General features: G+C 41.8%; 25 protein-coding genes. 8 read left to right on the top strand and 17 right to left on the bottom strand.

The features are described from left to right. Nucleotides 1-26: 26 nt before the first annotated feature. Both OIZ54_RS13245 and OIZ54_RS13250 read left to right on the top strand, forming a co-directional pair. A complete protein-coding gene (locus OIZ54_RS13245; RefSeq protein ID WP_264390577.1) occupies nucleotides 27-233 on the top strand; it encodes an EF-hand domain-containing protein in 207 nt (68 codons plus the stop codon). 231 nt (nucleotides 234-464) lie between these two features. Then, complete coding sequence (locus OIZ54_RS13250) at nucleotides 465-1,409, top strand: EAL-associated domain-containing protein (protein ID WP_054982213.1); 945 nt, start codon at nucleotides 465-467, stop codon at nucleotides 1,407-1,409. 52 nt (nucleotides 1,410-1,461) lie between these two features. Here OIZ54_RS13250 and OIZ54_RS13255 read toward each other — a convergent pair whose 3' ends face one another. Next, entirely contained in the window at nucleotides 1,462-3,084 is a 1,623-nt protein-coding gene (locus tag OIZ54_RS13255; protein WP_264390578.1) for a M28 family metallopeptidase, read from the bottom strand. 155 nt (nucleotides 3,085-3,239) lie between these two features. Here OIZ54_RS13255 and OIZ54_RS13260 point away from each other — a divergent pair, with 155 nt between their 5' ends. Continuing rightward, nucleotides 3,240-3,389, top strand: coding sequence for a hypothetical protein (locus OIZ54_RS13260; protein WP_024033773.1), 150 nt, complete (start codon nucleotides 3,240-3,242; stop codon nucleotides 3,387-3,389). A gap of 55 nt (nucleotides 3,390-3,444) precedes the next feature. On the opposite strand, the gene OIZ54_RS13265 is transcribed toward OIZ54_RS13260, so the two are convergent. Next, nucleotides 3,445-4,470 carry an MBL fold metallo-hydrolase gene (locus OIZ54_RS13265; protein WP_413680538.1) on the bottom strand — a complete coding sequence of 342 codons (1,026 nt, stop codon included), beginning with the start codon at nucleotides 4,468-4,470 and terminating at the stop codon, nucleotides 3,445-3,447. Nucleotides 4,471-4,652: 182 nt separating this feature from the next. Between OIZ54_RS13265 and OIZ54_RS13270 the strand changes: the two genes are divergently transcribed. After that, a complete protein-coding gene (locus tag OIZ54_RS13270) occupies nucleotides 4,653-5,246 on the top strand; it encodes a TetR/AcrR family transcriptional regulator (RefSeq protein ID WP_154945149.1) in 594 nt (197 codons plus the stop codon). A 57-nt stretch (nucleotides 5,247-5,303) separates the two neighbouring features. Here the strand turns inward: OIZ54_RS13270 and OIZ54_RS13275 are convergent, their stop codons facing one another. Then, nucleotides 5,304-5,543 (bottom strand): RNA recognition motif domain-containing protein, encoded by a 240-nt coding sequence (locus OIZ54_RS13275; RefSeq protein ID WP_024033770.1) that lies wholly within the window; start codon nucleotides 5,541-5,543, stop codon nucleotides 5,304-5,306. A gap of 215 nt (nucleotides 5,544-5,758) precedes the next feature. Between OIZ54_RS13275 and OIZ54_RS13280 the strand changes: the two genes are divergently transcribed. Further along, on the top strand, nucleotides 5,759-7,036 hold the full coding sequence (locus OIZ54_RS13280; protein ID WP_264390580.1) for a VCBS domain-containing protein: 1,278 nt from the start codon (nucleotides 5,759-5,761) through the stop codon (nucleotides 7,034-7,036). On the opposite strand, the gene OIZ54_RS13285 is transcribed toward OIZ54_RS13280, so the two are convergent. Then, nucleotides 7,025-7,963 carry a LysR family transcriptional regulator gene (locus OIZ54_RS13285; protein WP_096042013.1) on the bottom strand — a complete coding sequence of 313 codons (939 nt, stop codon included), beginning with the start codon at nucleotides 7,961-7,963 and terminating at the stop codon, nucleotides 7,025-7,027. The genes OIZ54_RS13280 and OIZ54_RS13285 overlap by 12 nt on opposite strands. 148 nt (nucleotides 7,964-8,111) lie before the next feature. Here OIZ54_RS13285 and OIZ54_RS13290 point away from each other — a divergent pair, with 148 nt between their 5' ends. Together OIZ54_RS13290 and OIZ54_RS13295 are read left to right on the top strand one after the other, a co-directional pair. Further along, the gene (locus tag OIZ54_RS13290) at nucleotides 8,112-9,344 is read left to right on the top strand and encodes an efflux RND transporter periplasmic adaptor subunit (protein WP_264390581.1); all 1,233 of its coding nucleotides are present in this window, start codon (nucleotides 8,112-8,114) and stop codon (nucleotides 9,342-9,344) included. Nucleotides 9,345-9,346: 2 nt separating this feature from the next. Next, entirely contained in the window at nucleotides 9,347-12,475 is a 3,129-nt protein-coding gene (locus tag OIZ54_RS13295; RefSeq protein WP_064386778.1) for an efflux RND transporter permease subunit, read from the top strand. 64 nt (nucleotides 12,476-12,539) lie between these two features. Here the strand turns inward: OIZ54_RS13295 and lipA are convergent, their stop codons facing one another. From lipA to leuS, 13 genes are all read right to left on the bottom strand, one after another. Further along, entirely contained in the window at nucleotides 12,540-13,505 is a 966-nt protein-coding gene (gene lipA, locus OIZ54_RS13300; protein WP_004585911.1) for a lipoyl synthase, read from the bottom strand. Further along, nucleotides 13,502-14,155, bottom strand: coding sequence for a lipoyl(octanoyl) transferase LipB (gene lipB, locus OIZ54_RS13305; protein ID WP_004585912.1), 654 nt, complete (start codon nucleotides 14,153-14,155; stop codon nucleotides 13,502-13,504). Before lipB ends, lipA begins: the two co-directional genes overlap by 4 nt. Nucleotides 14,156-14,174: 19 nt before the next feature. Further along, nucleotides 14,175-14,453, bottom strand: a complete 279-nt coding sequence (gene ybeD / locus OIZ54_RS13310; protein ID WP_024033764.1) for a DUF493 family protein YbeD — start codon at nucleotides 14,451-14,453, stop codon at nucleotides 14,175-14,177. Between the two features lie 342 nt (nucleotides 14,454-14,795). After that, nucleotides 14,796-15,956, bottom strand: coding sequence for a serine hydrolase (locus OIZ54_RS13315; protein WP_264390582.1), 1,161 nt, complete (start codon nucleotides 15,954-15,956; stop codon nucleotides 14,796-14,798). Nucleotides 15,957-16,267: 311 nt separating this feature from the next. After that, nucleotides 16,268-17,032, bottom strand: a complete 765-nt coding sequence (locus OIZ54_RS13320; RefSeq protein WP_054982217.1) for a septal ring lytic transglycosylase RlpA family protein — start codon at nucleotides 17,030-17,032, stop codon at nucleotides 16,268-16,270. Continuing rightward, complete coding sequence (rodA, locus tag OIZ54_RS13325) at nucleotides 17,032-18,138, bottom strand: rod shape-determining protein RodA (RefSeq protein WP_264390583.1); 1,107 nt, start codon at nucleotides 18,136-18,138, stop codon at nucleotides 17,032-17,034. Before rodA ends, OIZ54_RS13320 begins: the two co-directional genes overlap by 1 nt. After that, on the bottom strand, nucleotides 18,135-20,015 hold the full coding sequence (gene mrdA / locus OIZ54_RS13330) for a penicillin-binding protein 2 (protein WP_004585917.1): 1,881 nt from the start codon (nucleotides 20,013-20,015) through the stop codon (nucleotides 18,135-18,137). Before mrdA ends, rodA begins: the two co-directional genes overlap by 4 nt. 9 nt (nucleotides 20,016-20,024) lie before the next feature. After that, nucleotides 20,025-20,495, bottom strand: coding sequence for a 23S rRNA (pseudouridine(1915)-N(3))-methyltransferase RlmH (gene rlmH, locus OIZ54_RS13335; RefSeq protein WP_264390584.1), 471 nt, complete (start codon nucleotides 20,493-20,495; stop codon nucleotides 20,025-20,027). A 36-nt stretch (nucleotides 20,496-20,531) separates the two neighbouring features. Then, nucleotides 20,532-20,849 carry a ribosome silencing factor gene (rsfS, locus tag OIZ54_RS13340; RefSeq protein ID WP_024033760.1) on the bottom strand — a complete coding sequence of 106 codons (318 nt, stop codon included), beginning with the start codon at nucleotides 20,847-20,849 and terminating at the stop codon, nucleotides 20,532-20,534. 54 nt (nucleotides 20,850-20,903) lie between these two features. Continuing rightward, nucleotides 20,904-21,539, bottom strand: a complete 636-nt coding sequence (gene nadD, locus OIZ54_RS13345; protein ID WP_264390585.1) for a nicotinate-nucleotide adenylyltransferase — start codon at nucleotides 21,537-21,539, stop codon at nucleotides 20,904-20,906. Between the two features lie 11 nt (nucleotides 21,540-21,550). Beyond that, nucleotides 21,551-22,588 (bottom strand): DNA polymerase III subunit delta, encoded by a 1,038-nt coding sequence (holA, locus tag OIZ54_RS13350; RefSeq protein ID WP_264390586.1) that lies wholly within the window; start codon nucleotides 22,586-22,588, stop codon nucleotides 21,551-21,553. Beyond that, nucleotides 22,588-23,079, bottom strand: a complete 492-nt coding sequence (gene lptE, locus OIZ54_RS13355) for an LPS assembly lipoprotein LptE (protein WP_024033758.1) — start codon at nucleotides 23,077-23,079, stop codon at nucleotides 22,588-22,590. Before lptE ends, holA begins: the two co-directional genes overlap by 1 nt. After that, on the bottom strand, nucleotides 23,080-25,668 hold the full coding sequence (gene leuS / locus OIZ54_RS13360; protein WP_248443160.1) for a leucine--tRNA ligase: 2,589 nt from the start codon (nucleotides 25,666-25,668) through the stop codon (nucleotides 23,080-23,082). Nucleotides 25,669-25,842: 174 nt separating this feature from the next. Between leuS and OIZ54_RS13365 the strand changes: the two genes are divergently transcribed. Continuing rightward, nucleotides 25,843-26,301: a zinc ribbon-containing protein gene (locus tag OIZ54_RS13365; RefSeq protein WP_264390587.1), complete on the top strand. Its 459-nt coding sequence runs from the start codon at nucleotides 25,843-25,845 to the stop codon at nucleotides 26,299-26,301. Nucleotides 26,302-26,329 lie beyond the last annotated feature (28 nt).

Consider the following 26,329-nt stretch of genomic DNA (forward strand, 5'->3'; position numbering starts at 1 on the left):
CAGGCACTTAGCCTAAGGAAATGATTATGAAAAAATTTATCGCACTTCTAGCCATTGCCTCTTCATCAGCGGCGTTTGCCGCGGTCGACTTTAACAGTTTTGATGCCAATGGTGATGGCGTAATTAGCAAAACAGAAGCACAAGCCAACGCACAGTTAGCACGGTTATTTGATAAGCTCGATACAGATAAAAATGGTGAGCTTTCACAGCAAGAATTTTCTAAAGTACAATAATTTTATGGCGTAGTTTTACGCGCTTAAAATTTATCAGGTCATACTCACAAAGCAGTTAAGTAACATTTACTTAGCTGCTTTTTTGTGCATGGCGCAGGCATAACTGCTTTTTCACCAAATAGGTGCAAATGAGCGCAAGTTAAAATCTTAACCTTATGAATAAAAACATTTTTTATACTTGGTTTTAAACTTGCTTAGTTAACGCTATAGCAACTGAGTGAGTACACAATTATGGCGCGAATGAGTTATATAAGTAGTGTTGAGCGCTACCATGAATATGAGCAAGTAATACATAGCTTGCTTGACTCTATTTTAATGAGTATTGAAGATGGGCTTAACAAAAATCGAGATACGCGTTTTTTAGTAAAGCAATATCCCTTTTTAGAGCTGCAATACTGTTTAAACGAATCTGGGCTTCAGCAAGGCAATAACGTTTGCTTTAAGCGTGCCTATAAAAAATTAGCCGAGCAAGGTAATCAGCAAGATTTAAGTGAGCGCCCTTACTTTTTACAATCTAAACAAACCGATTCGGTGTGCTTTACCGATCCGTATATTTCTATCGCAACTAATCATTTATGTATTTCGGCTATTAAAGAGTTAAAAAAGCCTATTAACCAGCAGCATTATTTAGTGTTAGACGTATGCTTAACCCAGTTAATTGAGTTTGTAATGGGAGACAGCGCGCGTGCCGGTATTTCGCCTTATTTTAAAGCGGGTTATGGGGTGATTGTTGCGTGTTTATTTACTTTGGTACTCTTTTTACTGAGCATAGTATTTAACGATATATATGCATTATTAACCCACTTTGACTCAGCCTCTGATCCCCTCGAGCCCTTTAGCATTATTATATATATTACTTTAGCGTTGGCCGTGTTTGATTTAGGAAAGACCATTCTCGAAGAAGAGATTTTAATGCATAAGGATATATTTAGGCACTCTTCTACACGGCGCACAATTACCCGGTTTATATCTACCGTGCTAATTGCAATATCTATTGAGGCGCTATTAACCATGTTTAAGGCAGCGTTGGGGCAGGCTGAATACTTATTACCGGCCATTGCGATGATGCTTGCGGTGGTAGGGCTTTTAATAGCCTTGGCTATTTATGTGTATTTAGGGGCCAAAGCCGAAACCTTACTAATGCGGGCGCGCTCAAAATTAAAATCCTCCAAGTAGGAGGATTTTAATGCGATTGGTATGATTATTATTTAGCTTTAAACTTTACCTGCTAATGCGGCTTATCTTGCTCGCGCTTTGCTTTAAAGTCTGAGTCACTCGTCCATGTAGGCCAATCGCCATTGTTAGCAAGCTGCGTGGCTATATCAACAATAAGCTCTATGTCTTGCTTTACGCCACCTAATGACCACTGCGGCGAGTAATCGTCGGCTTCTTTATGGTATTTATGCGCAATGTAATCAGGGTCGGTATCGCCAAGGCTCATAAATAATAAACTCGGCACACCTTGCTTAGCTAAAGAAAAATGATCTGATCTAAAAAACAAACCGTTTTGCGGACGAGGGTCCATTTTAACAACGCGACCTTGCGCTTTTGCCGCGTTTGCTAGGTAGTTTTCTAGGGTGGATAAATCCTTACCGTATTGCAAAATGTAATCGGTGCCATCTAGCACGTTCATTCCGTCAATATTCAATAGCCCGACCATTTGTTTAGTGGGCACAACGCCACCGGTTGCAAATTCTTGCGAGCCAATGAGGCCAGTCTCTTCTGCGGTAAAATTAGCAAATAAAATAGAGCGTTTAAACGGTGTTTGCTGGTGGATTTGATTCATAATGCGGGCAATTTCAAGTGTGGCCGCTGTGCCAGAGGCATTATCCACTGCGCCGTTATAAATTTTAGGGCCGCTGTCGGTTTGCTTGGTACCAAAATGATCCCAATGAGCACCTATTACCACGTACTCATTAGGGGCGTCGCTTCCTGTAATTTGCGCAACTACGTTATGTGATTTGGCATGCGATACTTCGTTTTTAAATGAAAGGTTGGCTGTTAAATTAAGCGCTGTGGCTTTAAAGTCATCACTTAAAGCCTTTTGTTTTAAATTTTGGTAGTTAAGCTTTGCGGCATTAAAAATTTGCTCAGTAGTATTAAGTGTTAACCAGCCCATAACTGGGAGCTTAGAAGCGTTTAGGTTATTGTCCATCAGGGTGTATTTAGTCCCTGTGTTTGAACTTTCAACCACGCCCCAAGGGTAAGCCGCAGGGGCAGTTTCGTGCACAATAAATACTGCTTTGGCACCTTGGCGTGCGGCTTCTTCGTATTTGTAAGTCCAGCGGCCGTAGTAGGTCATAGCATTACCTGTAAATAACGCATCGTTTTGTGTAGCAAAGCCAGGGTCGTTTACCAATACAATAACGGTTTTACCTTCAACATTAATGTTTTCGTAATCGTTCCAGTTGTATTCGGGGGCATTAATACCGTAACCCACAAATACAATGTCAGAGTTTCGTACATCTATTACTGGCTGTAATTGCTCTGTACGGGCGGTAAAATCGTTACCTGCTTTAAACTTTAAGTCGCCCACCTGCAATTGCATATTTTGATTGGCCGTGACCATTGCCATTTTTACCGGCTGTAAAAACTTACCATTATACGCCCCAGTTAAACCCATAGCTTCGTATTGCTCGCTCAAGTAACCCACTGTTTTTACTTCACCATGAGTAAGTGGGCCGCGACCTTGAAAGTCATCAGAGGCGAGCGTTTTTATATGCTGTTTAACGTTATTTAGGCTTACGCCGGGCGTATTTTCTAAAGAAGAGTGCTCGCTTGCAGGTTCAGAGCAACCAAAGAGAGCGACTAGCAGGCTTAGGCTAGCGCTTTTAAAAAGAGTAGAGGCCATAGTTTTCTGAATAGTTTTAAAAATTGGCTTTTAATATAAAGGAAGCACTGATGTGAGTCGAATATTTATCATCTTGCCAGTTCTATTTTTCAAAAATTGAAAATAGCCGGTGTAGGGTGTATAAATAATCGACAACAATAAATGGAGCACACACAATGAGCCAATCTAAAAAAAGCGGATACCTGTTTATAGGCAGCGGCGTAGCATTTTTTGCAGCAGCTTTGCTCGCACAGCAAGCGATGTTTTTTGCTTTAGCTGCATCCTTTGTAGTGTTAGGTACAATTAGTATAAAAAAAGCGGCTTAATAGCCGCTTTTTTAATTAACACCTTGTAATAAATACCTTTAAAACACCTACCAAATTAGTTTTTCCACCATTTATGGGTTATTGCAGCGTCGGTAGGGGTAAATATTTGTCCAAACTCGGGTGTACTCAATGTTACGTTATTTATGTTGCTTGCAGCCGTTACTCGTTCAAATGGGTCAACCCAAGCATGAAACGCCAAGTCAAACGTACCGTTATGAATAGGCACTAAAGTTTTACCTTGTAAATCAATATGAGCTTGAACCGATTGCTCTGGTGTCATGTGTATATCGGCCCAATCTTTGTCGTAGGCGCCTGTCTCAATTAGGGTTAAATCAAAAGGACCGTACTTGTTACCAATTTCTTTAAAGCCTGCGAAATAACCCGAATCACCACTAAAATAAACACTTTGCTGGGAGGTTTTAATAACCCACGAACCCCAAAGTGTGTTGTTTGCATCATTTAATCCACGGCCCGAAAAATGCTGGGTAGGAGTAAAGGCAACTAATGCATGTTCGGTTTGTAACTCCTGCCACCAGTTAAATGTGCTAATTTTGTTTTCATTCACTCCCCACTTAACTAAATCGGTATCTACACCAAGTGGCACATAAAACTGCTTAGTTTTTGCAGACAGCTTTTTAATAGCTGATTTATCAAGGTGATCGTAATGGTTGTGCGAAATAAGCACCTTATCGATTGGTGGCAGTTCGCTAATACTAATAGGTAATTTAGAAAAGCGCTTTGGCCCTACAAAAGAAAAAGGAGATGCGCGCTCACTAAATACCGGATCGAGTAACCAGTATTCGCCATGCACTTTTAAAAGCACGCTAGAGTGGCCAAGTTTAATGACATGCACAGTATTATTTGCAAGGGAGTTAAGCATTTTTGCTGTAACACTTTTAATTGCAATGGGCTTTTTAGGTGTAATGTTGGTACGCTTTTCTGTTATGTAACGCTCTAAAATTCCGAGTGTTTTCTTAAAGCTATTCGGCTCAACCTGTTGATGGTTATGAAATCTACCATTTTCGTAGTTATCTACATTAGGTGCTTCATTAACACCTTGCGCAACTATCTGTTTATTCACGCTACAACCTCCAAAAACAATGATGGCGATGATCACAACTACCCATTTTATAAATGTCATCGTTAAACCTTAAAGTAAACTAATGAGTGTAGTTTTTCATTGTTTTGATGAAAAGTAAACTATACAGTGCATTTTTTTATTGTTTAGTTAAAATGTAGCTATTAACAATTGCAGAACCCATTATGAAATTATCAGAAAAAAAACGCATAAATATTCTTCAAGCAGCAGAGCATCTGTTTTTTGAAAAAGGTGTAGAGCACACTAGTATGGATCAAGTTGCTGCAAAAGCGGAGGCTTCTAAGCGAACTGTTTATAATCACTTTGCGACAAAAGAAGAGCTATTTCAGGCTATTTTAACGACTATGCTGGCTAAAATTAATCATGGTGATGTTATTTACTTTAATAAAAATCAACCAATTGATTTGCAGCTTACTGCTATTGCCGAGCAAGAAGTGGCTATGCTTACATCGCCTGATTTTTTACGTTTAGCTAAAATTGCCTTTATGCAAATGCTACAAGAGCCGCAGCTAGCAAAGTTTTTAAGTAATAATACTATGGGGTGTATGACTTATTTAGAAGATTTTTTAGAGCAAGCTAGAACAGCAGGTGTTTTAAAAGGTGATGAGCTAAATATAGCTGCTAAACAGTTTGTGTATCAATTAAAATCGTTTGTGTTTTATCCGCTACTTTATGGGTTTGAAACAATAACAGAGCAGCAAAATAATAAAGTAATTGAACAAACAGTCAGCTTATTTCTGGCTAAATATAAAGCATAAACTTAAAACGTAAAAAACCAGCAAATAGCTGGTTTTAATAATATAGCAAGTAACTAATTACTCATCTGCGTATTTTACGCGAATTTTGCTTTTATCAACGCTTAATTGATTAAGTGCTTTAATAGCGCTTCTACTTTCTATGTCGTTTGGCATTTCTACAAAGGCAAAACCTTTTGATAAACCAGTGTCTTTATCAAGCACCAAGTTACAGGTAGTTACTTTACCGTGTGCTGCAAACAACGTGCGAAGGTCTTGCTCTGTGGTAGCGCGAGACAAATTACGAACTAATAATTTCATATATAACCTAAATGAGGGGTTCGCTGAGGATTATCTCAAGTAACTTGGTTTTAACCTAATTTTATTTTTACCCTTTTATTTAAAGTTGTTTTTTACAAATAGCTCAGCTAACAATTATAAAACCATACTGGTAATAAAGATCTAGTTATTAAAACAAATAATTGGTAAGTTATATTTTACTTTATTTACTTACTATTAACCTGGGCTGGTTGTTTATGTCAAAGTTTGGCTTGCGTGTTTTAACAATTTCTTCTGTTTGTTCTTTGGGTATTTTAGCTGTAGGGTGCGGCAGCTCAGGGTCAAATAGTGAGCCTGTAAATGCATCGGTTGTAGCGCTAAGCGCCGCGGTAATTAGCGGTCAAACAACTGTAAGTATTGAAAACACCCGCGATATAGCAATTACAGGTGAACTATCTATAACGGATGCACAAGCCAATGAGGCAGTATTTGAAACGCAAAGCAATAACATCACAACTTATGGTTCATTTAGCTTAACTGAGGATGGTAATTGGTCATATACACTTAATGGCGAGCATGCCTCTGTGAGTGCACTAAACGAGGGCGAAACCTTACTTGATGAGATAACCATCACATCGGCAGATGGCACCGAAGCGACAGTGTCTATAACCATTATAGGCACTGCAGGCCGTGATGATTTTATAGTAACGCAAGAAACAACCCTCAATGCCGATGGCGAAAACACAGGGCTAAGTGCTTATACATTAATAGAAAATGCGTTTAGTGAAGGTGCAATTGAATCGCCTGATATGTATAGCGGTAATCATCAAAATATTGTGCATATTATTGAAGATACTGACCCAATCGTAGGTAATCACTTTGTGTTTTTAGCACATCGTGATGAAGACCAAGATAAAGATAAGGGCGAAACTGACCGCCAGCGCAACGAAATAAAAGCCTTTGATAAGTCGCCCGCCGCAACACTTGCCTTTAAAGACGAAACCGTACAATACAGTTGGAAGTTTAAAGTCTCTAGCGAGCTTGAGCTGAGTAGTAAATTCAGTCACTTTTTCCAAATAAAAGCCCGTAACGACAGCAACGACAATACCAATGGCAACGACGACCAACCTATTATTACGCTCTCTGGTGCACAAAAAAACAGTACAGGTAATCAGCTGCAAGTACGTTATAGCGCAGGCTTTGATGAAAACGGTAACAGCACAGGGCTTGATAAAAACCTTATCGAAACCGACTGGTCACTCATTACTGATGAATGGATAGCGGTATTTGTACAAGCCACTTTTAGTGAAGCGGGGCAATTTGAAATGACCCTAACCCGCTTAAGTGACAACGAGGTGCTATTTAGCATTAGCGAGCAAAACATAGATATGTGGCGTGGCTTTAGCGATGATGACTTTGCCCGTCCTAAATGGGGTATCTACCGTTCAATAGTCGAAACCGATAGCCTTCGCGCTGAAGAAGAGCAGGTACGGTTTGCTAATTTTGTGATTAAAAAAGGCGTTTTAGCGCAGTAAATATTTGCCTAGTTTTTTATCGTGGCTACTTACACGTTGTTGAATAATAGCCACTATGTGGCGGCGTATCCATTGCAAACCGGCATCGTTGTCTTGGCGCTTATGCCAAATAACAGAGACGGGCGTTGGCGGTGTATCAATAGGGCTTTTTAAAACCACGAGCTTATTGGTAAATATTTCCTGCTCAAGCGCTATTGATGGGAGGACACAAATAAGATCGGTATTTTTAAGAATATTAGGTACATTTGCCGCGTTATTTACCGTCATCGCTACTCGGCGTTTTAACCCTAATACTCTTAGTGCTTGATCAGATGGCCCTAAAATATCGCCCGTAATTGATACTAATAAATGATCTGTATTAGCAAAGTCAGTAATACTTAAAGGGGCATTAGCAAGCGGGTGGTCAGGGCGCATAAGTACAACATATTTAGGCTTTAATAAGTGCTCGGCTCTAATAACGTTTTCAGACAGGGTGTAGCGATTAATTGCCAGTTCGGCTTCGGCGTCTTTAAGTACATTTGCAGCCTCTACCGCCCGATTAGGGATTGCATGGATATTAATGCCTGGGGCCTGCTGCTCAATAATTTTACGAAGAGGCCCCCATATCATTTCTACAAATATATCAGCGGCAGAAATCCGAAAAGTGCGTTGCGCTGTCGCTGGGTTAAATTCACTTTGGTTTATAGCATGCTCTAATGATCCAAGTGGCCCCTGTATTTGCCCCCATAAATTGTTAGCAAATGCAGTAGGTTGAATATTTCGGCCATCTTTTATAAATAACTCTTCCCCCCACGCTGCGCGCATACGTGCAAGCGCGTTAGATACCGCAGGTTGTGTCAGCGATAATTGCTCTGCTGCACGAGTGATGCTGCCTTCAGTCATGATGGCATCAAAAATCATTAGTAAATTAAGCTCTTGAGGACGCATATAGCACCGTTATAAATTTTAAATGTAAGATTATTTTACATCATTTTTAGTGATGTGTTTTATACAATAATATAATTATTTTTATGCTTTTGCCGCGTTCATAATATAAGCAGATTTTAACACAAGTCGTACAGCAAGAGAGTTAACCATGTCAGCTATATATAAATTTACATACACGTTTATTATTGCGCTATTAGCGATAATACTGGGTGCATGCAGCGATAAGCCAAGTTCTATTCAAAGTAATGATGATTCTACGCAAGGGGTGGCCGTAGAAGTGGCCGAAGTAATAAGTCAGCGAATAACCGAGTGGGACAGCTTTACAGGGCGGCTAGAGTCGCCGCAAATAGTGTCTTTGCGTCCTCGCGTATCTGGTTATATTGAAGCGGCAGTATTTGAAGAGGGTGAGCCGGTAAATAAAGGCGACACCTTATTTTTAATTGATAGCCGCGAATTTAATGCACAAGTAAACCGCCTAACAGCGCAACTGGATGAAGCAAAAAGCCGCTTAAAACTAGCAAAGCAAGATTTTAATCGAGCTAAAGAGCTATTTAAAAGTAAATCAATATCTAAAGAGTTATTAGAGACCCGAGGCGCAGAGGTTGACCAAGCAAATGCCTACGTAGCACAAAGTAATGCATCCCTTGAGCTTGCACAGCTAAACAAAACCTTTACACGCGTAGAAGCGCCTATTTCTGGGCGAGTGTCTCGTGCGTTAATTACCGAGGGCAACTATGTCAGTGCAGGGCAAACTGTAATGACCTCTATTGTCTCTACTGAGCAAGTATATGCCTATTTTGATATTGATGAAGCAACATGGCTTAACTATCAACAAGCACACCTTGATAACAATCAATCTACCGCGTTACCTGTGGCGATGCGTTTAGCGAATGAGCAAGATTACCAACACTGGGGCAAGCTTGATTTTGTTGATAACCAAGTAAATACCCAAACCGGTACATTACGCGTGCGGGCTGTATTTAATAATCAAGACGGCGCGCTTTTACCTGGGTTATTCGCCCATTTAAAGTTAGCAGGGGGCAATACTGAGCAAGGTATTTTAATTGCTGAGAAAGCCATTGGTACTGATTTAAATAATAAATACGTTTTAACGGTTGATGAGCAAAATAAAGTGCAATACCGTGCCATTACTTTAGGCGACAAAGTGGGTGAGCTACGAGTTATTAAACAAGGTTTAAAAAGCGGCGAACGCATAGTAGTTAATGGCTTGCAGCGCGTGCGCTCTGGCGTACTCATTACGCCAGAGTTAATTAATATGGCAAAGCAAAGTACTTTAAACGAGTTACAAGCTTGGCAGCAAAAGGTTGATAATCAAAACCGCTTAGCCAATGCCGAGCCAACACTTGAAATAGGCATGTAATAATGAATTTTTCTCAGTTTTTTATTCATCGACCTATTTTTGCAGCGGTTTTATCTATTCTTATTTTCATAGGGGGTGCCATAGCCATATGGCAATTACCTATTACAGAATACCCAGATGTAGTACCCCCAACAGTTGTTGTTACAGCTAACTACCCAGGTGCCAATCCTAAGGTAATAGCCGAAACCGTGGCCACAGTGCTTGAACAAGAGATAAACGGCGTAGAAAACATGCTGTACCAGTCATCGCTTGCAAACTCTGCCGGCACCATGACATTAACAGTCACCTTTGCGATAGGGAGCGACCCTGACGAAGCAACTACCTTGGTACAAAATAGGGTTAATAGAGCAATACCCCGCCTACCAGAGGAAGTACAAAGGCTAGGTGTAGTCACCGAAAAGTCATCACCGAACCTTACCCTCGCGGTACACATAACTTCGCCTACAGGGCGATACGACAGTTTGTACCTGTCTAATTATAGCGATCAATTTATAAAAGATGAGCTAAAGCGCATTAATGGCGTGGGCCAAGTACGTGTATTTGGCGCAGGCGATTACAGTATGCGTGTGTGGCTAGAGCCTAACAAATTAGCGGCGCTCAATTTAAATCCAAGTGATGTAGTCAATGCTATTCGTTCGCAAAATCAGCAAGCTGCGGCAGGAAGCCTAGGCGCACAACCCATAGGCACCAGTGAGTTTCAATGGCTTATCAATGTAGAAGGGCGCTTAATAGAGCAAGATGAATTTGAAGAAATAATCGTAAAAACGGGCGATAACGGCGAAATTACACTGCTAAAAGATGTTGCTAGAGTAGAGCTAGGTGCAGATAGTTATACCCTTAGGCCACTTCTTAATAATGAATCAATTGCCGCTGTGCCTGTTTTTCAAGCACCAGGCTCTAATGCATTACAAATTTCTGACGATGTGCGCGCTAAAATGGCTGAACTGTCGGCGCTATTTCCAGAGGGTATGAGCTATGAAATAGTGTATGACCCTACCGTATTTGTAAGGGGCTCTATTGAAGCTGTAGTCGATACATTATTTGAAGCGGTTTTATTGGTTGTGTTGGTCATCGTGCTGTTTTTACAAACATGGCGAGCATCTATTATTCCGCTGGTGGCAGTGCCAATTTCATTAGTGGGGACCTTTGCTTTTATGCATTTAATGGGATTTTCACTTAATGCGTTGTCGTTATTTGGCTTGGTGTTAGCAATCGGTATTGTTGTTGATGATGCCATTGTTGTGGTCGAAAACGTTGAAAGGAATATCAGTGAGGGATTAAGCCCCATTGATGCAACCACTCAAGCAATGAAAGAAGTAACAGGGCCTATTATTGCCACTACTTTAGTGCTTGCTGCGGTGTTTATTCCTACTGCGTTTATGAGCGGTTTAACAGGGCAATTTTATCGTCAATTTGCTCTTACAATTACTATTTCAACAGTGCTTTCTGCCATTAACTCGCTTACGCTGAGCCCAGCGCTGGCTGCATTATTACTCAAACCTCATGGGCAAGACAACGATTGGTTAAGTCGTGCCATTAATAAATTATTTGGCCGTTGGTTATTCGCGCCTTTTAACAAAATGTTCGATAAAGCCTCGGGTAAATACACAGGAGCCGTTGGCCGAATAGTGCATAAAGGCGGCATAATTGGTGTGCTATACGTTGGTTTACTGGCCTTAACGTGGCAGCAGTTTGAAAATACGCCAACAGGGTATGTTCCGCCGCAGGATAAAATGTATCTCGTCGCTTTTGCGCAATTACCTAATGCAGCATCGCTAGATCGCTCTGAAGCAGTGGTTCGCCAAATGTCAGAGATAATCAGGGCGCACCCAGGCGTTAGTGACGCCGTTGCCTTTGCAGGTTTAAGCATTAATGGTTTATCTATAAACCCAAGTTCGGGGATGATGTTTACACCGTTAGAGCCGTTTTCAAATCGGCAGGGCCCGCGCATGTCGGCAGCTGAAATAGCGGAAGATTTAAATAAACAACTTAGTCAAATAAAAGGCGCTAATGTTGCTATATTTCCGCCTCCTCCAGTAAGGGGAATGGGCACCATTGGTGGCTTTAGGCTGCAGCTTGAAGATAGAGGCTCATTAGGGTTTGACACCTTGCAGCAAGTAACAAATGAAGTCATTGCTAAGGCTAAAGCCGATCCCGCCCTTGCTAATGCGTTTACCAGTTTTACAACCGACGTACCGCAGCTAGATGTAAAGGTAGACCGTAAAAAGGCACTAAGCTTAGGGCTTGAAATAAACACCTTATTTGAAGCAATGCAAGGCTATTTGGGCACAGTTTATGTGAACGACTTTAATTTATTTGGTCGCACGTATCAGGTAAATGTGCAGGCAGATGCACCCTACAGGGAAGATGTAGAGCAAATTAAGCAATTAAAAGTGCGCAATAAAAATGGCGATATGATCCCCCTTGGCGCAGTGCTTAGTATTGAGCATAGTTTAGGGCCAGATAGAGTAATGCATTATAACGGCTATGTTACGGCTGAAGTTAACGGCGTACCCGCACCAGGGTATAGCTCTGACCAAGCTAAAGCCGCAATAGAAAAAATACTCGATGAAACACTGCCAATGGGTATTGCGTATGAGTGGACTGACATAACCTATCAGCAAATTTTAGCGGGCGATACTTCAATGTATGTATTTCCACTTATTGTATTGCTTGTATTTTTGGTTTTAGCAGCGCAGTACGAAAGCTTACGTTTGCCGGTCGCTATTATTTTAATTGTGCCTATGACATTGCTAAGTGCGCTGATTGGTGTGGCTATTTATGGTGGTGATAATAATATTTTCACCCAAATTGGCCTAATCGTGTTGTTTGGACTTGCCACTAAAAACGCTATTTTAATTGTTGAGTTTGCAAAAGAGCTGCAAGATACCGGTATGGATGCATTTAATGCCATTAAAGAGGCGAGCCGGTTGCGATTACGCCCAATATTAATGACTTCAATAGCATTTATTATGGGGGTTGTACCTATGGTGTTTTCATCGGGAGCAGGCTCTGAAATGCGCCAAGCTATGGGCGTTGCGGTATTTTCTGGCATGATAGGCGTAACGGTATTTGGCTTAATACTTACACCTGTGTTTTATTATATACTTAAACGCAGTGGTAAAAATTAAAGCGACAAAAAAGCCCTTAGCAATTTAATTGCTAAGGGCTTTTTTAATGCGTTTTAAAAAGTAATTATTTTACTTCTTTACCTGCAGCTTGTTGGTCAGCGTGATAGCTTGAACGAACAAATGGGCCAGAGGCAGCATGCGTAAAGCCAATTTCATCAGCGTATTCTTTTAGTGCGTCAAATTCCGCTGGTGGCACGTAACGTTTAACTGGCAAGTGATGCTTAGAAGGCTGTAAGTATTGGCCAACGGTAAGCATGTCAACGTTATGCGCACGTAGGTCACGTAATACTTCTTCTATTTCACTAATTTCTTCACCTAGGCCAACCATTAAGCCAGACTTAGTTTTTACCTCTGGGTGCGCTTCTTTAAAGCGACGAAGTAATTCTAACGACCATTTGTAATCGGCACCCGGGCGCGCAAGCTTGTACAAACGCGGGGCAGTTTCTAGGTTGTGATTAAACACATCAGGTGGCGTTTCAATTAAAATCTCCAGTGCGCGGTCCATACGACCACGAAAATCTGGCACTAAAATCTCAATAGTAATAGTTGGGTTGTGCTTACGGATTTCGCGAATACAATCGGCAAAATGCTGTGCGCCGCCATCACGTAAATCATCACGGTCAACCGAGGTAATAACCACGTAGCTAAGCTTCATGTCTTTAATTGTCAGTGCAAGCTTTTCAGGCTCTGCTGCATCAGGTTTTAATGGGCGACCATGGGCAACATCACAAAATGGGCAACGACGAGTACAAATAGCACCTAAAATCATAAAGGTAGCAGTACCGTGGTTAAAACACTCAGAAAGGTTAGGGCACGAGGCCTCTTCACATACTGAGTGTAAGCCGTGCTTGCGCATAGCTTGTTTTATACCGTCGATACGCTCGGTAGATTTTGGTAAGCGAATTTTAAGCCACTCTGGCTTGCGCAACATTTCAGTTTTTTCTGTAGGTAAAACTTTAACGGGGATCAACGCCATTTTTTCTGCGTCGCGTAGTTTTACACCTGGTTCCATTTTGACTGGTTTATTCATTCGTTTTCAAACCCTTCAGTATGCTTAACCTGTGTTGCATTAAGCTTCTTTATCATGTGTTTTACCAGCCCTTCACCTGCTTGTGCTAAGTTTTGAGGGCCGTTTAATTCTTTCGTTTGCACCATGTTCATGCCGGCATAACCACACGGGTTGATGCGTAAAAACGGGCTTAAGTCCATGTTAACATTTAATGCTAATCCATGAAACGAGCAACCACGACGAACACGTAATCCTAATGATGCAATTTTACTGTCGTTTACGTACACACCGGGTGCATCGGCTTTTGCGTAGGCTTTAATATCATACTCATTAAGGGTATCAATAATGCACTCTTCAAGCCATGTAACAAGCTCGCGCACACCAATTTTTAAGCGGCGCAAGTTAAATAATACATACATCATTTGTTGGCCGGGGCCATGGTAAGTAACTTGCCCGCCACGGTCTACCTTTATGACTTCTATGTCACCAGGGGCGAGCAAATGCTCATCTTTACCAGCTTGGCCTTGTGTAAATACACTCTCGTGCTCTACAAGCCAAATTTCATCTGGCGAGCTGTCGTCACGGGTGTCGGTATAGGCTTGCATTTTTTGCCAAATTGGCATGTAACGCTGACGGCCTAGTTGGCGTACGATTAAAGTGTTTTCGTTCACAACAAGTCTCAACTATGGCTTAAAGCATATGGCGTACGTCATCAATGTTGCTGATCACGTTGTAAATTTCTTCTATGTGTTTACCGCTTGTCACTGTGGCAACAAACGTTACCGACTCATAATTGCCTTTACTGCTTGGCTTTACTTTTGGTGCGTAGTCACCAGGTGCAATAGGTTGTAATTTAGCTAAAATTTGTTCCGTAAGGTTAACGTTTGCTAAACCCATAACTTTAAATGTGAACGGACATGGGTACTCAAGGTACTCATCAAATTTAGTATTTTTAACAGGTTGAACCACGACGGTGACTCCTCAAACAAAAAATGTTGGCTACGTGAGATAATATCAATCCGCAATAAGACTTAATCATTTTGCGGGGCTAAACGTGTTGCTACCTGCGTTAAAAAATGCTCATTTAGAACAACTAAATAGCGATTTATTAGCCAAGTTATCAACACGTTTTTCCAGCCTCAAAATAGATTACTTAATTAACCGAATTGGTATAACGCTAAGCGTGACTGGCAGGTTTAGGGTGATCCTGCATATATGGGGCGCATTCTAGCATTTTTCAAGCAAAAAAAAACGCCTCATAACAGAGGCGCTTCGTTTAACAACCCAACGACTGTCGGGTTATTTTTACGTTTACATAATTTGTAAACGTAAGTAGTCGTAAATTTTGCTAAAGAAGCTGCCTTCTTCCACTTCTTCAAGTGTAACTAGTGGGTATTGTGCAATGTCTTCGCCCTCTAGTTGTAAGAATAACGTACCTACTTTAGTGCCTTTCGCTAATGGTGCTTCAAGTGTGTTGTCTAGCTCAAAGTTAGCTTTAAGGTTTTTATGTTGACCACGTGGAATGGTAATTGGGGTATCTTCTAAAATACCTAACGATACATTTTCTTTATTACCCATCCAAATACGTTGTTCTGCAAAGCTGTCGCCTGCTTTGTAAGGTGTAATTGTTTCAAAAAAGCGAAATCCGTAGTTAAGTAGTTTTTTGCTTTCTACTTTACGTGCGCGCTCGCTTGATGTGCCCATAACAACCGCAATTAAACGCATGCCGTTTTTAGTCGCAGACGTTACTAAGCTGTAACCTGCCTCTGATGTGTGACCCGTTTTAATGCCATCAACATCTAGGCTTTCATCCCATAACAAAGAGTTACGGTTATATTGTTTAATGCCGTTGTAAGTAAACGATTTTTGCTTATAAAGTGCGTACTCATCAGGTACATCACGAATAAGTGCAGCGCCTAAGGTCGCCATATCACGTGGGGTAGTGTAGTGCTCGTCTGTATCTAAACCGTGGCTATTAATAAAGTGGCTGTTGCTCATGCCTAATTTAGCGGCATGAGCATTCATTAAATCAGCAAATGCGCTTTCGCTACCTGCAATGTGCTCAGCCATGGCTACACATGCATCATTACCTGATTGAATAATAATACCGTGATTAAGCTCATCAACACTTATTTGCTTGCCTACTTCAATAAACATTTTTGACGATTCAGGGAAGTTTTTAGCCCAGGCTTTTTCGCTCACTGTAACCATATCGGTTGGTGCAATGTTACCGGCGTTAATTTCTGTACCAATTACATAACTGGTCATCATTTTAGTTAAGCTTGCAGGGGCTAGCTTTGTATCAGCTTCACCTTCAGCAATAACTTTACCTGTTGTAAAGTCTACTAAAAAATAACCTTTTGCATTAATTTGAGGTGGAGCCGGAATAATTTGGGCGCTGGCTGAAAATACGGCGGCTGTGCAAACTAAGCCGCATACACCTTTGAGGATTTTATGTTTAATTGATTTCATCATACTCATTAATGGTTAAAGTTAAAAATTCGCGTTAGTCCATCTTATACCCAAACTACCCCGAGATGCGAGCGTCGTTGGAATTAAAAACAACTTAGACAAGGTATTGATTGTCAATAATAGTCACTCTATTGTTCAAATCAATAACGCAGTATAAATCGTTTTTAAACCACGCTTCAGGGCGTTTCACTAAGGCTGATTTTCTGTGTTGTTATTTTTTAAAAGGGATTGCCATTTAAAAAATAACACCTAGATTTTAAGCCCCAATACAACGCAGAATCCTACATTTTGGCGTGGTTTAGGTATTTGTCTTACTGAGTGTAAAGCAAGAACGCGTTTTGAAATTGGTTTTGTTTTAATTTTTTTAATACGTCTTGTGCATGCTGGGCATCTTTAATCGGGCCCAAATGCAAACGATAAATGTTGTCTGCTTTTACTATATTAGTAGGTACTTGATACTGCAGGCGTAATGTAGAAGCTAATGCTTCAATATTGCTAAGCGTACTACCCGCAGCTACCTGTATATATGTTTTACGTGCAGGAATGCTGTCGAGCGTAATCGCCTCTAGCTTAACCTTGGCTGTACCGTGAGTGTAATAGCCTAATTTATAAGCAGCAGCATACGAAAGATCTATTATTCTGTCATCATGAAACGGCCCACGGTCGTTTACACGTACAATCACCGATTTATTGTTGGCAGTATTAGTAACGCGTACAAAGCTTGGCAGGGGTAAGGTTTTATGCGCAGCGCTCATGGCAAACATATCGTAAATTTCACCGTTTGAGGTATGGTAGCCATGAAACTTACGGCCGTACCACGAAGCGATCCCTTCTTCTGTATACCCTTTTTCATCAAGCATTGGCGTATAACGTTTGCCTAATACCTCGTAGGGGCGACTAGCACTGGCACTTTTTTTAACATCCACCACAACGGCATCTTGCATCTCAAGTGCGGTTGGCGCGCGTAAAGGTGCGGCATCGTGTTCCATATGATAACGACTATTAGAGCCGCTACTACATGCGCTTAACATAAATATTAAGGCTGAAATAAATAACAGCTGGGTAGGCTTATTCATTATTTTAAAAGCATCCTTTTATCTGTCGCAATTGACATAATAATGCCAAATCCGGCCATTAACGTCACCATAGAGGTGCCGCCATAACTAATAAGGGGTAAAGGTACACCTACAACAGGCAACAAGCCCGATACCATGCCTATATTTACAAAAATATAAACAAAAAAGGTGAGGGTAAGGGCGCCGGCCAATAATTTACCAAACGCATCTTGCGCGTTTACTGCAATGTATAAGCCACGGCCGATAATAAATAAGTACAGGCTTAATAAAACACACACACCAAATAAGCCAAACTCTTCACTTAATACAGAAAATATAAAGTCGGTATGGCGCTCTGGTAAAAATTCGAGTTGTGATTGCGTGCCTTGCAACCAGCCTTTACCTTCTATACCACCTGAGCCGATGGCTATTTTGGATTGAATAATATGATACCCCGAGCCAAGCGGATCGCTCTCTGGGTCTAAAAACGTTAATACGCGCTGCTTTTGGTAGTCGTGCATACCGTAGTGCCAAAATGGCCATGCAGCCAGTGCGACAACCGAGCTTAAAAAGCCAATTAAACGCCAGCTTAAACCCGATAAAAACAACACAAATATTCCTGAGCTGGCAATCAAAATTGAGGTGCCTAAATCGGGCTGTTCTTTAATCAATAAGGTGGGAAGCATCACGATGACAAAGCCAATAATTAGGTGTAATGGACGTGGCGGAAGTTGGTTTCGGCCAATATACCAAGCCACCATCATAGGGACCGCTAGCTTCATAAGTTCTGAGGGCTGAAAGCGAGTAATGCCTAAATTTAACCAGCGCTGAGCGCCTTTTGAGCTCACGCCAAATAGCAATACGCCCACCAACATAAGTAACCCAACACAGTAAAGGGGGATCACTAAGCGTTTAAGTGTCGCGGGGGAGAACTGTGCAAGCACTATCATGCCTATAATAGCGCCGCCCATACGGGTGATATGGCGGAACATCATGGCCGAGTCTTGGCCGCTTGCGCTATATACTATGGTGATACTGCCTGCCATCATAAGTAATAAGGCAATTAGTAACGGTAAGTCTAAATGCATGCGCATCCATATCGAGCGCTGGGTGTTTAATACGGTCATTGCGCTGTATTCCTAGCAACTTCTATTGGGTTTGCTGCAAAATAGTAATCCATTAGCTCACGTGCAATAGGTGCACCCACAGAGCTGCCGCCACCGGTGTTTTCTACCACAATTGAAACTACAATTTTAGGGTCGTCATACGGAGCAAAACCAATATAAATCGCGTTATCGCGTTGGCGCTCCTTTAGTGATTTTGCATCGTAACGCTCACCTTGGGCAATACTCACTACTTGCGCTGTGCCTGTTTTACCCGCAGGATCATAATTAGCGCCTTTAAATGCACGGTGTGCAGTTCCTGTTACTTTTTTTACGGTATTGTGCATGGCATCGAGCGCGATACGCCAGTTATCAGGGTTATTAAGTACCACCGGCGGTTTTTCTTCGTTATTAATTTGCGTCACTTGGTCTTCTTTTTTAGCCACTTGTGCTAAATGCGGCGGGTGGTTTATGCCTTTATTAACCAATATGTTAGTCGCGTTAGCAATTTGAATAGGGGTGGCAGTCCAATACCCTTGGCCAATCCCCACTGAAATAGTATCGCCACGCCACCACGACTCTTTAAAGCGGCCTTCTTTCCACTCTTTTGAGGGCAGTATGGCTGTGGTTTCTTCGTGTATGTCTATTCCCGATAAGTCACCAAAGCCAAAGCGGGCCATAAAATTACTAATTTTTGTTATGCCTAAGCGGTATGCCGCATCGTAAAAGTAAGTATCGCACGACTCTTCAATCGCTTTGTAAACATCTACGTGGCCGTGGCCCCAACGTTTCCAATCGCGCCATTTATGTTCAACATTCGGTATTTGAAAAAAACCAGGATCCCACACCGAGGTGCTTTCACTGACAATGTTTTCTTCAAGTGCCAGTATAGCCATATGCGGTTTTACTGTGGAAGCTGGCGCATAGCGCCCTTGAGTGGCACGGTTAATTAGAGGGCGGTCGGGGTTTAGCAGTGCTTTATAATCTTTACTGCTAATACCATGGACAAATAAATTAGGGTCGTAACTTGGGTTTGAATAAAGTGCTAATACGCCGCCATCTTTGGCATCCATTACTACAACCGCGCCGCGCATATCTTTAAGCGCATGTTGGGCTATTTGTTGTAAACCTATATCTAAGGTAAGTACTAAATCACTGCCCGGCTGCGGGGGGGTCATACTTAATGTGCGAATAACACGCCCGCGGTTATTTACTTCAACGCGTTGAGAGCCGACTTGGCCATGCAAAAGCTGCTCGTAATATTTTTCTATGCCAAGCTTACCAATATCGTGCGTAGCGCGGTAATTTGTGGCTTGGTCTTCTTGTTCTAACTTATTAAGTTCTTTGCGGTTTAGTTTTGCAACGTAGCCTAATGCATGGGTTAGCGTATCGCCATATGGGTAAAAGCGTGCAAGGCGCGCCTCAATGCTAAAGCCCGGAAATTTATGCTGATTAACCGCAAATTGGGCCACTTCGGTTTCATCTAAGCGGGCTTTTAGTACTTGCGACTTAAAACGACGCGTATGCTTTATATCATCAATAAAGTCTTTTTTTTGCTGCTCGGTAATCGTAATTATTTTGCTAACTTGCTCAAGCGATTTAGCTAAATCGTCGACCTCTTCAGGAATAACCTCGAGGTTATAAACGGGTTTATTTTCAGCAAGCAGTACACCATTACGGTCGTAAATGAGGCCACGGTTTGGCGCAATAGGAATGACTTTAATACGGTTATCGTTAGAGCGGGTTTGATAGTCGGTGTGTTCTTCTACCTGAATGGTATAAAGGTTAGAAAGCAAAATTGCCACTAAGCCTAAAACAAAAATAAAACCCACAAATGCGCGCCGTGCAAATAAGTTTGCCTCAGCGGAATGGTCGCGTATTGTGGGTCTTTGCTTAATCATAACAAGGCGTTACTCGCGATGATAAGGATGGTTGTTATTTAAGCTCCAGCCTCGGTATAGGCTTTCGGCAACAATAATACGCACTAAAGGGTGCGGTAACGTTAAGTTAGATAACGACCATTTTTGCTCAGAGGCGGCAATGCACTCAGGGGCTAACCCTTCAGGGCCGCCAATAAGCAAACTAACGTCGCGGCCATCGAGCTGCCACTTTTCCATATTTTTAGCAAGCTGGTGAGTATCAAGTGGTTTACCTGTTACCTCTAGGGTAACAATGCGATTGCCTTTTGGAATAGTGGCTAAGGTTTTTTCACCTTCGGTGTGCAAAATGCGTTTAATATCGGCATTTTTACCGCGTTTACCGGCCGGAATTTCTATTAACTCAAGCGCCATATCTTTAGGAAAGCGGCGTTGGTACTCTGCAAATCCGGTTTCTACCCACGCTGGCATTTTTGTGCCAACGGCAATCATTTGTATTTTCACGTAATACTTCCAAGCTCAATTAAAAAATAGTGGCGCTTAGCCCCACAGTTTTTCTAGATCGTAATAGCTACGTGCGTGATCTTGCATCACGTGTACAACTACATCACCTAAATCTACCAGTACCCATTCGCCTTCATCTTGACCTTCGTAACCTAAAGGTTCTTCGCCAGCGTGGCGAGCTTCTTTTGCTACGTTATCAGCAATTGATTGCACATGACGCTTAGAAGTACCCGAACACACAACCATGTAATCGGTAATGTCTGAGCTGTCACGTACGTCTAGTTGTACCACGTCGCGTGCTTTCATATCGTCAATTTTGTCTAGTGCAAAGGCAAGTAGTTGTTTCGAATCCAAGGTATTGTCTCAATTTTAAATTTAATAGCGTGCATTTTAACATGCTAGGGGGTTTTAATCATCACTTTGATAAAGCTGGTGTTGCTTAATGTAGTGACTGACAGGTTCGGGTAATAGTTCATTATTTTTATTGGTTTTTTTTAATTGCTCTCGAATAGTGCTTGAGGCAGCATCAAGGGTTTCACCAAGTAAAAAATAAAGCTTACCAAAGTTGTGTGCGGCAAGTTGCTGTGGCGCTTCAGTGTGGGCATTACTGATATAGCTTTTAAGCGCTTTATTTGGGTTACATGTTTGCCCCGGGCGATGATAAACCACTATATGGCATAGCTGTGTAATTGCTTGCCATTCATACCATTTGTCGAGGTTATTAAACGAGTCCATGCCCATTAAAAAAAGAATTGGCGTATCTGGGTGCTCAGCTCTTAGCTCTTGTAAACTTAACAATGAGTACGAGTGCCCAGTGCGATTAAGCTCTCTTAAATCAAGTGCAAAATGAGGATAAGGAGCTATAGCGGCATTGAGCATATTAATACGGTGCGCTGTACTTATACCCGGCGCAGCTTTGTGCGCGGGCAGGGCACAGGGCATAAAGTACAACGTGGATAAGTTAAATGTATTTACACACTGTGAGGCCATATTTAGGTGGCCTAAATGCACGGGGTCGAAGGTGCCGCCAAAAATTGCAATCATGTTAAAAATCTTTAGTTAAGTGCGTGGCAAGGCATTGGAATATCAAGCGGCTGGCAAAACTTAATACAAATATGGGCAAGCGCTTGGTAAGGCGCAATTAAGTTACCTTGTTTGTAGCTTGAATCAAACAGTGCAAGCTCACTGCTTATTTGCTCAAGGGTATTAATATTTAAGCGGTTAATTGCATTTTGCACTGGGCCTTGCTGGTTTTTCCAAATACCATTTTTTTTAAATAACTGTGCGATAGGCTCGCCATTTAAAAGCCCTTGCTGAATAGTGAGCAAACTGGTGAGTTCTTTATTTATAGCCCATAAAATACTCACCACTTCGGTGTTATCGCTGGCCAGTTTATTAAGTACTTTAATTGCTTGCTTGGCGTGGCCATTTAATAGGGCATCACTTAAATCAAAAATATCAAACTTGGCTTGATTTAATAGCCCTTGCATCACAAGTTGCTGGGTTATTAAGGCATTACCATGCAGTAGCGAGAGCTTTTCGAGCTCCTGAAAACACGCTAACAAATTACCTTCGGTAGCGTTAATTAAGCTCAGCTTTGCTTCGTTTTGCATATTTAGAGAAAGGCGCGCTACTTGTTCATCTAACCAGCGTTTTAAATGATTCCCTGCAAGCGGGTAGCACGGTACAAATACACCGTGTTTATCGAGCGCTTTAAACCAAGCGCCACGTTGTACGTCTTGGCTGGCTTTAGCCCCTTTTACAATTAAAATGGTATCAGGGTTAATTAACTCGACTATTTTTTTAAAGGTATTACTACCTGGGGTGCCAGGTTTTTGTTGGTTTAAATCAAGCTCAATTATAGTGCGCGCACTAAACAAAGACATGCTTTGATATTGAGCTATAATTTCTTGCCAATCAAGCCCTTGCATTAGGGTAAATTTAATTACCTCATCAAAGCCTTGGGCTTTTGCCGTGTCGCGAATTTGCTGCACACATTGCGCTTCTTGAAACGGTTCTTCACCAAACACTAAATAAAAGGGTTTTAAACCTTTATTTAATTCACTCGGTAACTGATTAGCATAACAGCGCATTATAGTTGCGACAGCTCTCTAACAATACGACCACTGGCTTGCTTACGAATTTCGCTAATAAGCAGCTCAAGCTCTTTTGCTTTTGCAAGTGCGTGATCGGGGTCGTCTTGGTAGTTACGATAAAGCTCAAAGCGTTTTTCTATGGCTTTTTCGCCTGGGCGTTTAACAACATAGCTTACCCCGTAGGCAAGCTCGTATTCAGCCACCTGACCATTTTGAAACAACGACAAGGTTTGGCGCTCAATGCTTTCTTTGCGTAAGTAAAGCTGGGCAACATTTTTAGCCGAAGGTGTCAGTTCTACGTTACTGGCTTTAAGCTCTTTTTTAAGGTTTAAAAATAACGATGATTTTTCATCATCACCTTTAAGTGTAAGCGTTTTCAGGTTATCAGGCAGGCTAGAGGCTTTCTTTAAATGAAAGCCACAGCTAGATAACACAAAACACATTAGCACTAAGGCTAATGTGTTTTTAAGGGTGTTAAAGCTAACCATTTAGTTAGCTACCACGTTAAGTAGTTTACCCGGTACGTAAATAATTTTACGAATGGTTGCGCCATCAGTAAATTTAGTTACGTTAGACTCAGCAAACGCAAGTGCTTCTACCTGCTCTTGTGTTGCATCGGCGGCTACAGTTAGCTTAGCGCGTAGTTTGCCGTTTACTTGTACGATGATTAATTTTTCATCTTCAACAAGGGCAGACTCGTCAACTTTAGGCCATGCTGCATCTAAAATGTCACCCTCTTTACCAAGCTCTTGCCATAACTGGTGCGATAAATGCGGCGTAATTGGCGCAAGCATAATAAGTAGGGCTTCTAATGCTTCGTTAGCAATAGCAACATCTTGCTTATCGTTTAACGGCGCTTTTAATAACTTATTAGAGAGCTCCATAATGGCAGCAATTGCAGTGTTAAACGTTTGACGACGCTCAATATCATCGCTCACTTTTGCAATGGCTTTGTGTAGCTCACGACGCAGTACTTTTTGTGGGTTACTAAGCGCTGATTTATCAAGTGCTTGGTAGCCAACTGTTTTCACATCTACTGCGTATTTCCAAATACGTTTTAAGAAGCGGTGCGCGCCTTCTACGCCTGAGTCTGACCATTCAAGCGTTTGCTCTGGTGGTGCGGTAAACATCATAAATAAACGCACAGTATCTGCACCGTATTGGGCAATTACTTCTTGTGGGTCTATACCGTTGTTTTTAGACTTAGACATTTTGCTCATGCCCGATGAGAACACAGGTTCACCATCTTCTTTGTGCCATGCTTTAGTTACGCGGCCTTTTTCGTCAGTTTCGGTATTTACATCGCTTGGCGAAATCCATACGTCACCGCCTTTTTCATCTTTACGGTAGAACGTTTCGGCAAGTACCATGCCCTGACAAAGTAAGCGATCGAATGGCTCGTCTGAATTTACTAAACCAAAATCACGTAATAACTTATGGAAAAAACGCGAATACAATAAGTGTAAAATAGCGTGCTCAATACCACCTATGTATTGGTTTACTGGTAACCAATAGTTAGCTGCTGCTGGGTCTAGCATGCCTTCATCGTGACGCGGGCTACAGTAACGTGCGTAGTACCAAGACGACTCCATAAAGGTGTCAAAGGTATCTGTTTCGTGTGTTGCTGGTACGCCATTTACCGTTGCTTTTGCCCATTCTGGGTCTGCTTTGATTGGCGAAGTAACGCCATTCATAACTACATCTTCTGGTAAACGTACTGGCAGCATTTCTTCGGTGGCGGCTAATTCGTTACCGTTTTCGTCGCTCAGCATTGGGATTGGCGAACCCCAGTAACGCTGGCGGCTAACACCCCAGTCACGTAAGCGGAAGTTAACTTTACGCTCACCCACACCCAGTGCTTCTAGTTTGTCGGCAATAGCGTTAAATGCGCCTTCAAAATCAAGGCCATCAAATTCGCCAGAATTAACTAACACGCCTTTTTCAGTGAATGCTTCTTCTTTTAAATTTACTTCAAGCTCTGAGCCTTCAACCGGTGCAATTACTTGTTTTATGTCTAGGCCGTATGCTGTGGCAAATTCATAGTCGCGTTGGTCGTGTGCAGGTACTGCCATCACCGCGCCTGAGCCGTAATGCATTAATACAAAGTTAGCAACCCAAATTGGAACTTGCTCGCCCGTTAATGGGTGAGTCGCGTAAAAGCCTGTTGCAATGCCTTTTTTCTCCATAGTGGCCATGTCTGCTTCGGCAACTTTGGTGTTTTTGCATTCTTCAACAAACATTGCAATTGCATCGCTGTTTTTAGCGGCTTCTTGCGCAATAGGGTGGCCACCGGCAACGGCTAGGTAAGTTACACCCATAAATGTATCTGGACGTGTAGTGTATACGCTAAACTTTTCGTTGTTGTCGGTACGCGTAAACTCAATGTCTAACCCTTCAGAGCGACCAATCCAGTTGCGCTGCATGGTTTTAACTTGCTCAGGCCAGTCTTCTAACTTGTCTAAGTCGTCTAAAAGCTCTTGTGCGTAGTCAGTAATTTTAATAAACCACTGTGGAATTTCTTTTTGCTCAACCACTGCACCAGAGCGCCATCCGCGGCCATCTATAACTTGTTCGTTAGCAAGTACAGTTTGATCAACTGGATCCCAGTTAACCGTTGACATTTTTTTGTACACTAAGCCTTTTTCGTACAGCTTAGTGAAAAACCATTGTTCCCATTTGTAGTATTCTGGGTGACACGTGGCTATTTCACGATCCCAGTCGTAACCAAAGCCTAATTGCTTAAGTTGGTTACGCATGTAATCAATGTTTTCGTACGTCCACTTAGCTGGCGCCGTTTTGTTTTTGATAGCGGCGTTTTCTGCAGGTAAACCAAACGCATCCCAACCCATTGGTTGCATTACGTTTTTGCCTTGCAGGCGCTGGAAACGAGAAACAACATCACCAATGGTGTAATTACGCACATGACCCATATGCAGTCGGCCACTTGGGTATGGGAACATAGAAAGACAGTAATACTTTTCTTTGCTCTCATCTTCGGTGACTTTAAATACCTGGTTTTCTTCCCAGTAACTTTGGACTTTTGACTCTATGTCTTGCGGGTTATATTGCTCTTGCATCTATGATTCCAGACTTCTTGCAAACTAATAAAAAATTGCCGATAGGATACCCCAAATAAAAGCCTAATCACAGCGTATAAGCACGGTTTTGTTAAAATCTCACTTTCAGTGCAGGTTAACCTATACTTATCTATGTTAAAGGCCAACACGCCCTTGATTTTGATGGAGTATAAAATGGCAGATTATAAAACATGGCTTAACGAGCTCACCACGTGGCTAAAAGATGTAAAAGATCACGAAGTAAAAGATGCAATGATCCGATTTGTTGAATCTGAGCAAGCACTTAAAGACCTAGGCAAAGAAAAATACGGACTCTATAAAAGTTATTTGCAGCGCGACATAGAACACGTTCAAGAAAACGAATCGCACTATAATTCGCTTGCATGGCAAGAGCTTAAAGAGTCGTTATGGTATGAGCTTTCGCATATAGAGGACAAAACCCAGCTTGAATGGCAGTCCCTTAGTCAAGATTTTAAGCACAATGGGATGTATCACGCAGGCGAATGGATAGCCATGGGCACATTAGTATGTAAGAATTGCACCCATAGTTTTGATATTTATCACGCTACACAAATTACACCGTGCATTGAATGTGATGGTATTTATTTTAGCCGTAAGGCATTACAACCCTAAATATATGTATTAAGTGGCTTGTAGGCCA

Source organism: Pseudoalteromonas sp. A3 (assembly GCF_025942345.1).
In the GTDB taxonomy this organism is placed as follows: domain Bacteria; phylum Pseudomonadota; class Gammaproteobacteria; order Enterobacterales; family Alteromonadaceae; genus Pseudoalteromonas; species Pseudoalteromonas atlantica.

Coding starts and splice junctions, on each gene's coding strand:
- OIZ54_RS13280 (WP_264390580.1), top strand. CDS start 5,759: ATGTCAAAGTTTGGCTTGCGTGTTTTAACAATTTCTTCTGTTTGTTCT.
- nadD (WP_264390585.1), bottom strand. CDS start 21,539: ATGATTGCAATTTTTGGCGGCACCTTCGACCCCGTGCATTTAGGCCAC.
- lptE (WP_024033758.1), bottom strand. CDS start 23,079: ATGGTTAGCTTTAACACCCTTAAAAACACATTAGCCTTAGTGCTAATG.
- OIZ54_RS13270 (WP_154945149.1), top strand. CDS start 4,653: ATGAAATTATCAGAAAAAAAACGCATAAATATTCTTCAAGCAGCAGAG.
- OIZ54_RS13285 (WP_096042013.1), bottom strand. CDS start 7,963: ATGCGTCCTCAAGAGCTTAATTTACTAATGATTTTTGATGCCATCATG.
- OIZ54_RS13315 (WP_264390582.1), bottom strand. CDS start 15,956: ATGAAATCAATTAAACATAAAATCCTCAAAGGTGTATGCGGCTTAGTT.
- OIZ54_RS13275 (WP_024033770.1), bottom strand. CDS start 5,543: ATGAAATTATTAGTTCGTAATTTGTCTCGCGCTACCACAGAGCAAGAC.
- leuS (WP_248443160.1), bottom strand. CDS start 25,668: ATGCAAGAGCAATATAACCCGCAAGACATAGAGTCAAAAGTCCAAAGT.
- OIZ54_RS13320 (WP_054982217.1), bottom strand. CDS start 17,032: ATGAATAAGCCTACCCAGCTGTTATTTATTTCAGCCTTAATATTTATG.
- OIZ54_RS13295 (WP_064386778.1), top strand. CDS start 9,347: ATGAATTTTTCTCAGTTTTTTATTCATCGACCTATTTTTGCAGCGGTT.
- lipA (WP_004585911.1), bottom strand. CDS start 13,505: ATGAATAAACCAGTCAAAATGGAACCAGGTGTAAAACTACGCGACGCA.
- rodA (WP_264390583.1), bottom strand. CDS start 18,138: ATGACCGTATTAAACACCCAGCGCTCGATATGGATGCGCATGCATTTA.
- OIZ54_RS13365 (WP_264390587.1), top strand. CDS start 25,843: ATGGCAGATTATAAAACATGGCTTAACGAGCTCACCACGTGGCTAAAA.
- holA (WP_264390586.1), bottom strand. CDS start 22,588: ATGCGCTGTTATGCTAATCAGTTACCGAGTGAATTAAATAAAGGTTTA.
- OIZ54_RS13255 (WP_264390578.1), bottom strand. CDS start 3,084: ATGGCCTCTACTCTTTTTAAAAGCGCTAGCCTAAGCCTGCTAGTCGCT.
- OIZ54_RS13245 (WP_264390577.1), top strand. CDS start 27: ATGAAAAAATTTATCGCACTTCTAGCCATTGCCTCTTCATCAGCGGCG.
- OIZ54_RS13290 (WP_264390581.1), top strand. CDS start 8,112: ATGTCAGCTATATATAAATTTACATACACGTTTATTATTGCGCTATTA.
- OIZ54_RS13260 (WP_024033773.1), top strand. CDS start 3,240: ATGAGCCAATCTAAAAAAAGCGGATACCTGTTTATAGGCAGCGGCGTA.
- OIZ54_RS13250 (WP_054982213.1), top strand. CDS start 465: ATGGCGCGAATGAGTTATATAAGTAGTGTTGAGCGCTACCATGAATAT.
- mrdA (WP_004585917.1), bottom strand. CDS start 20,015: ATGATTAAGCAAAGACCCACAATACGCGACCATTCCGCTGAGGCAAAC.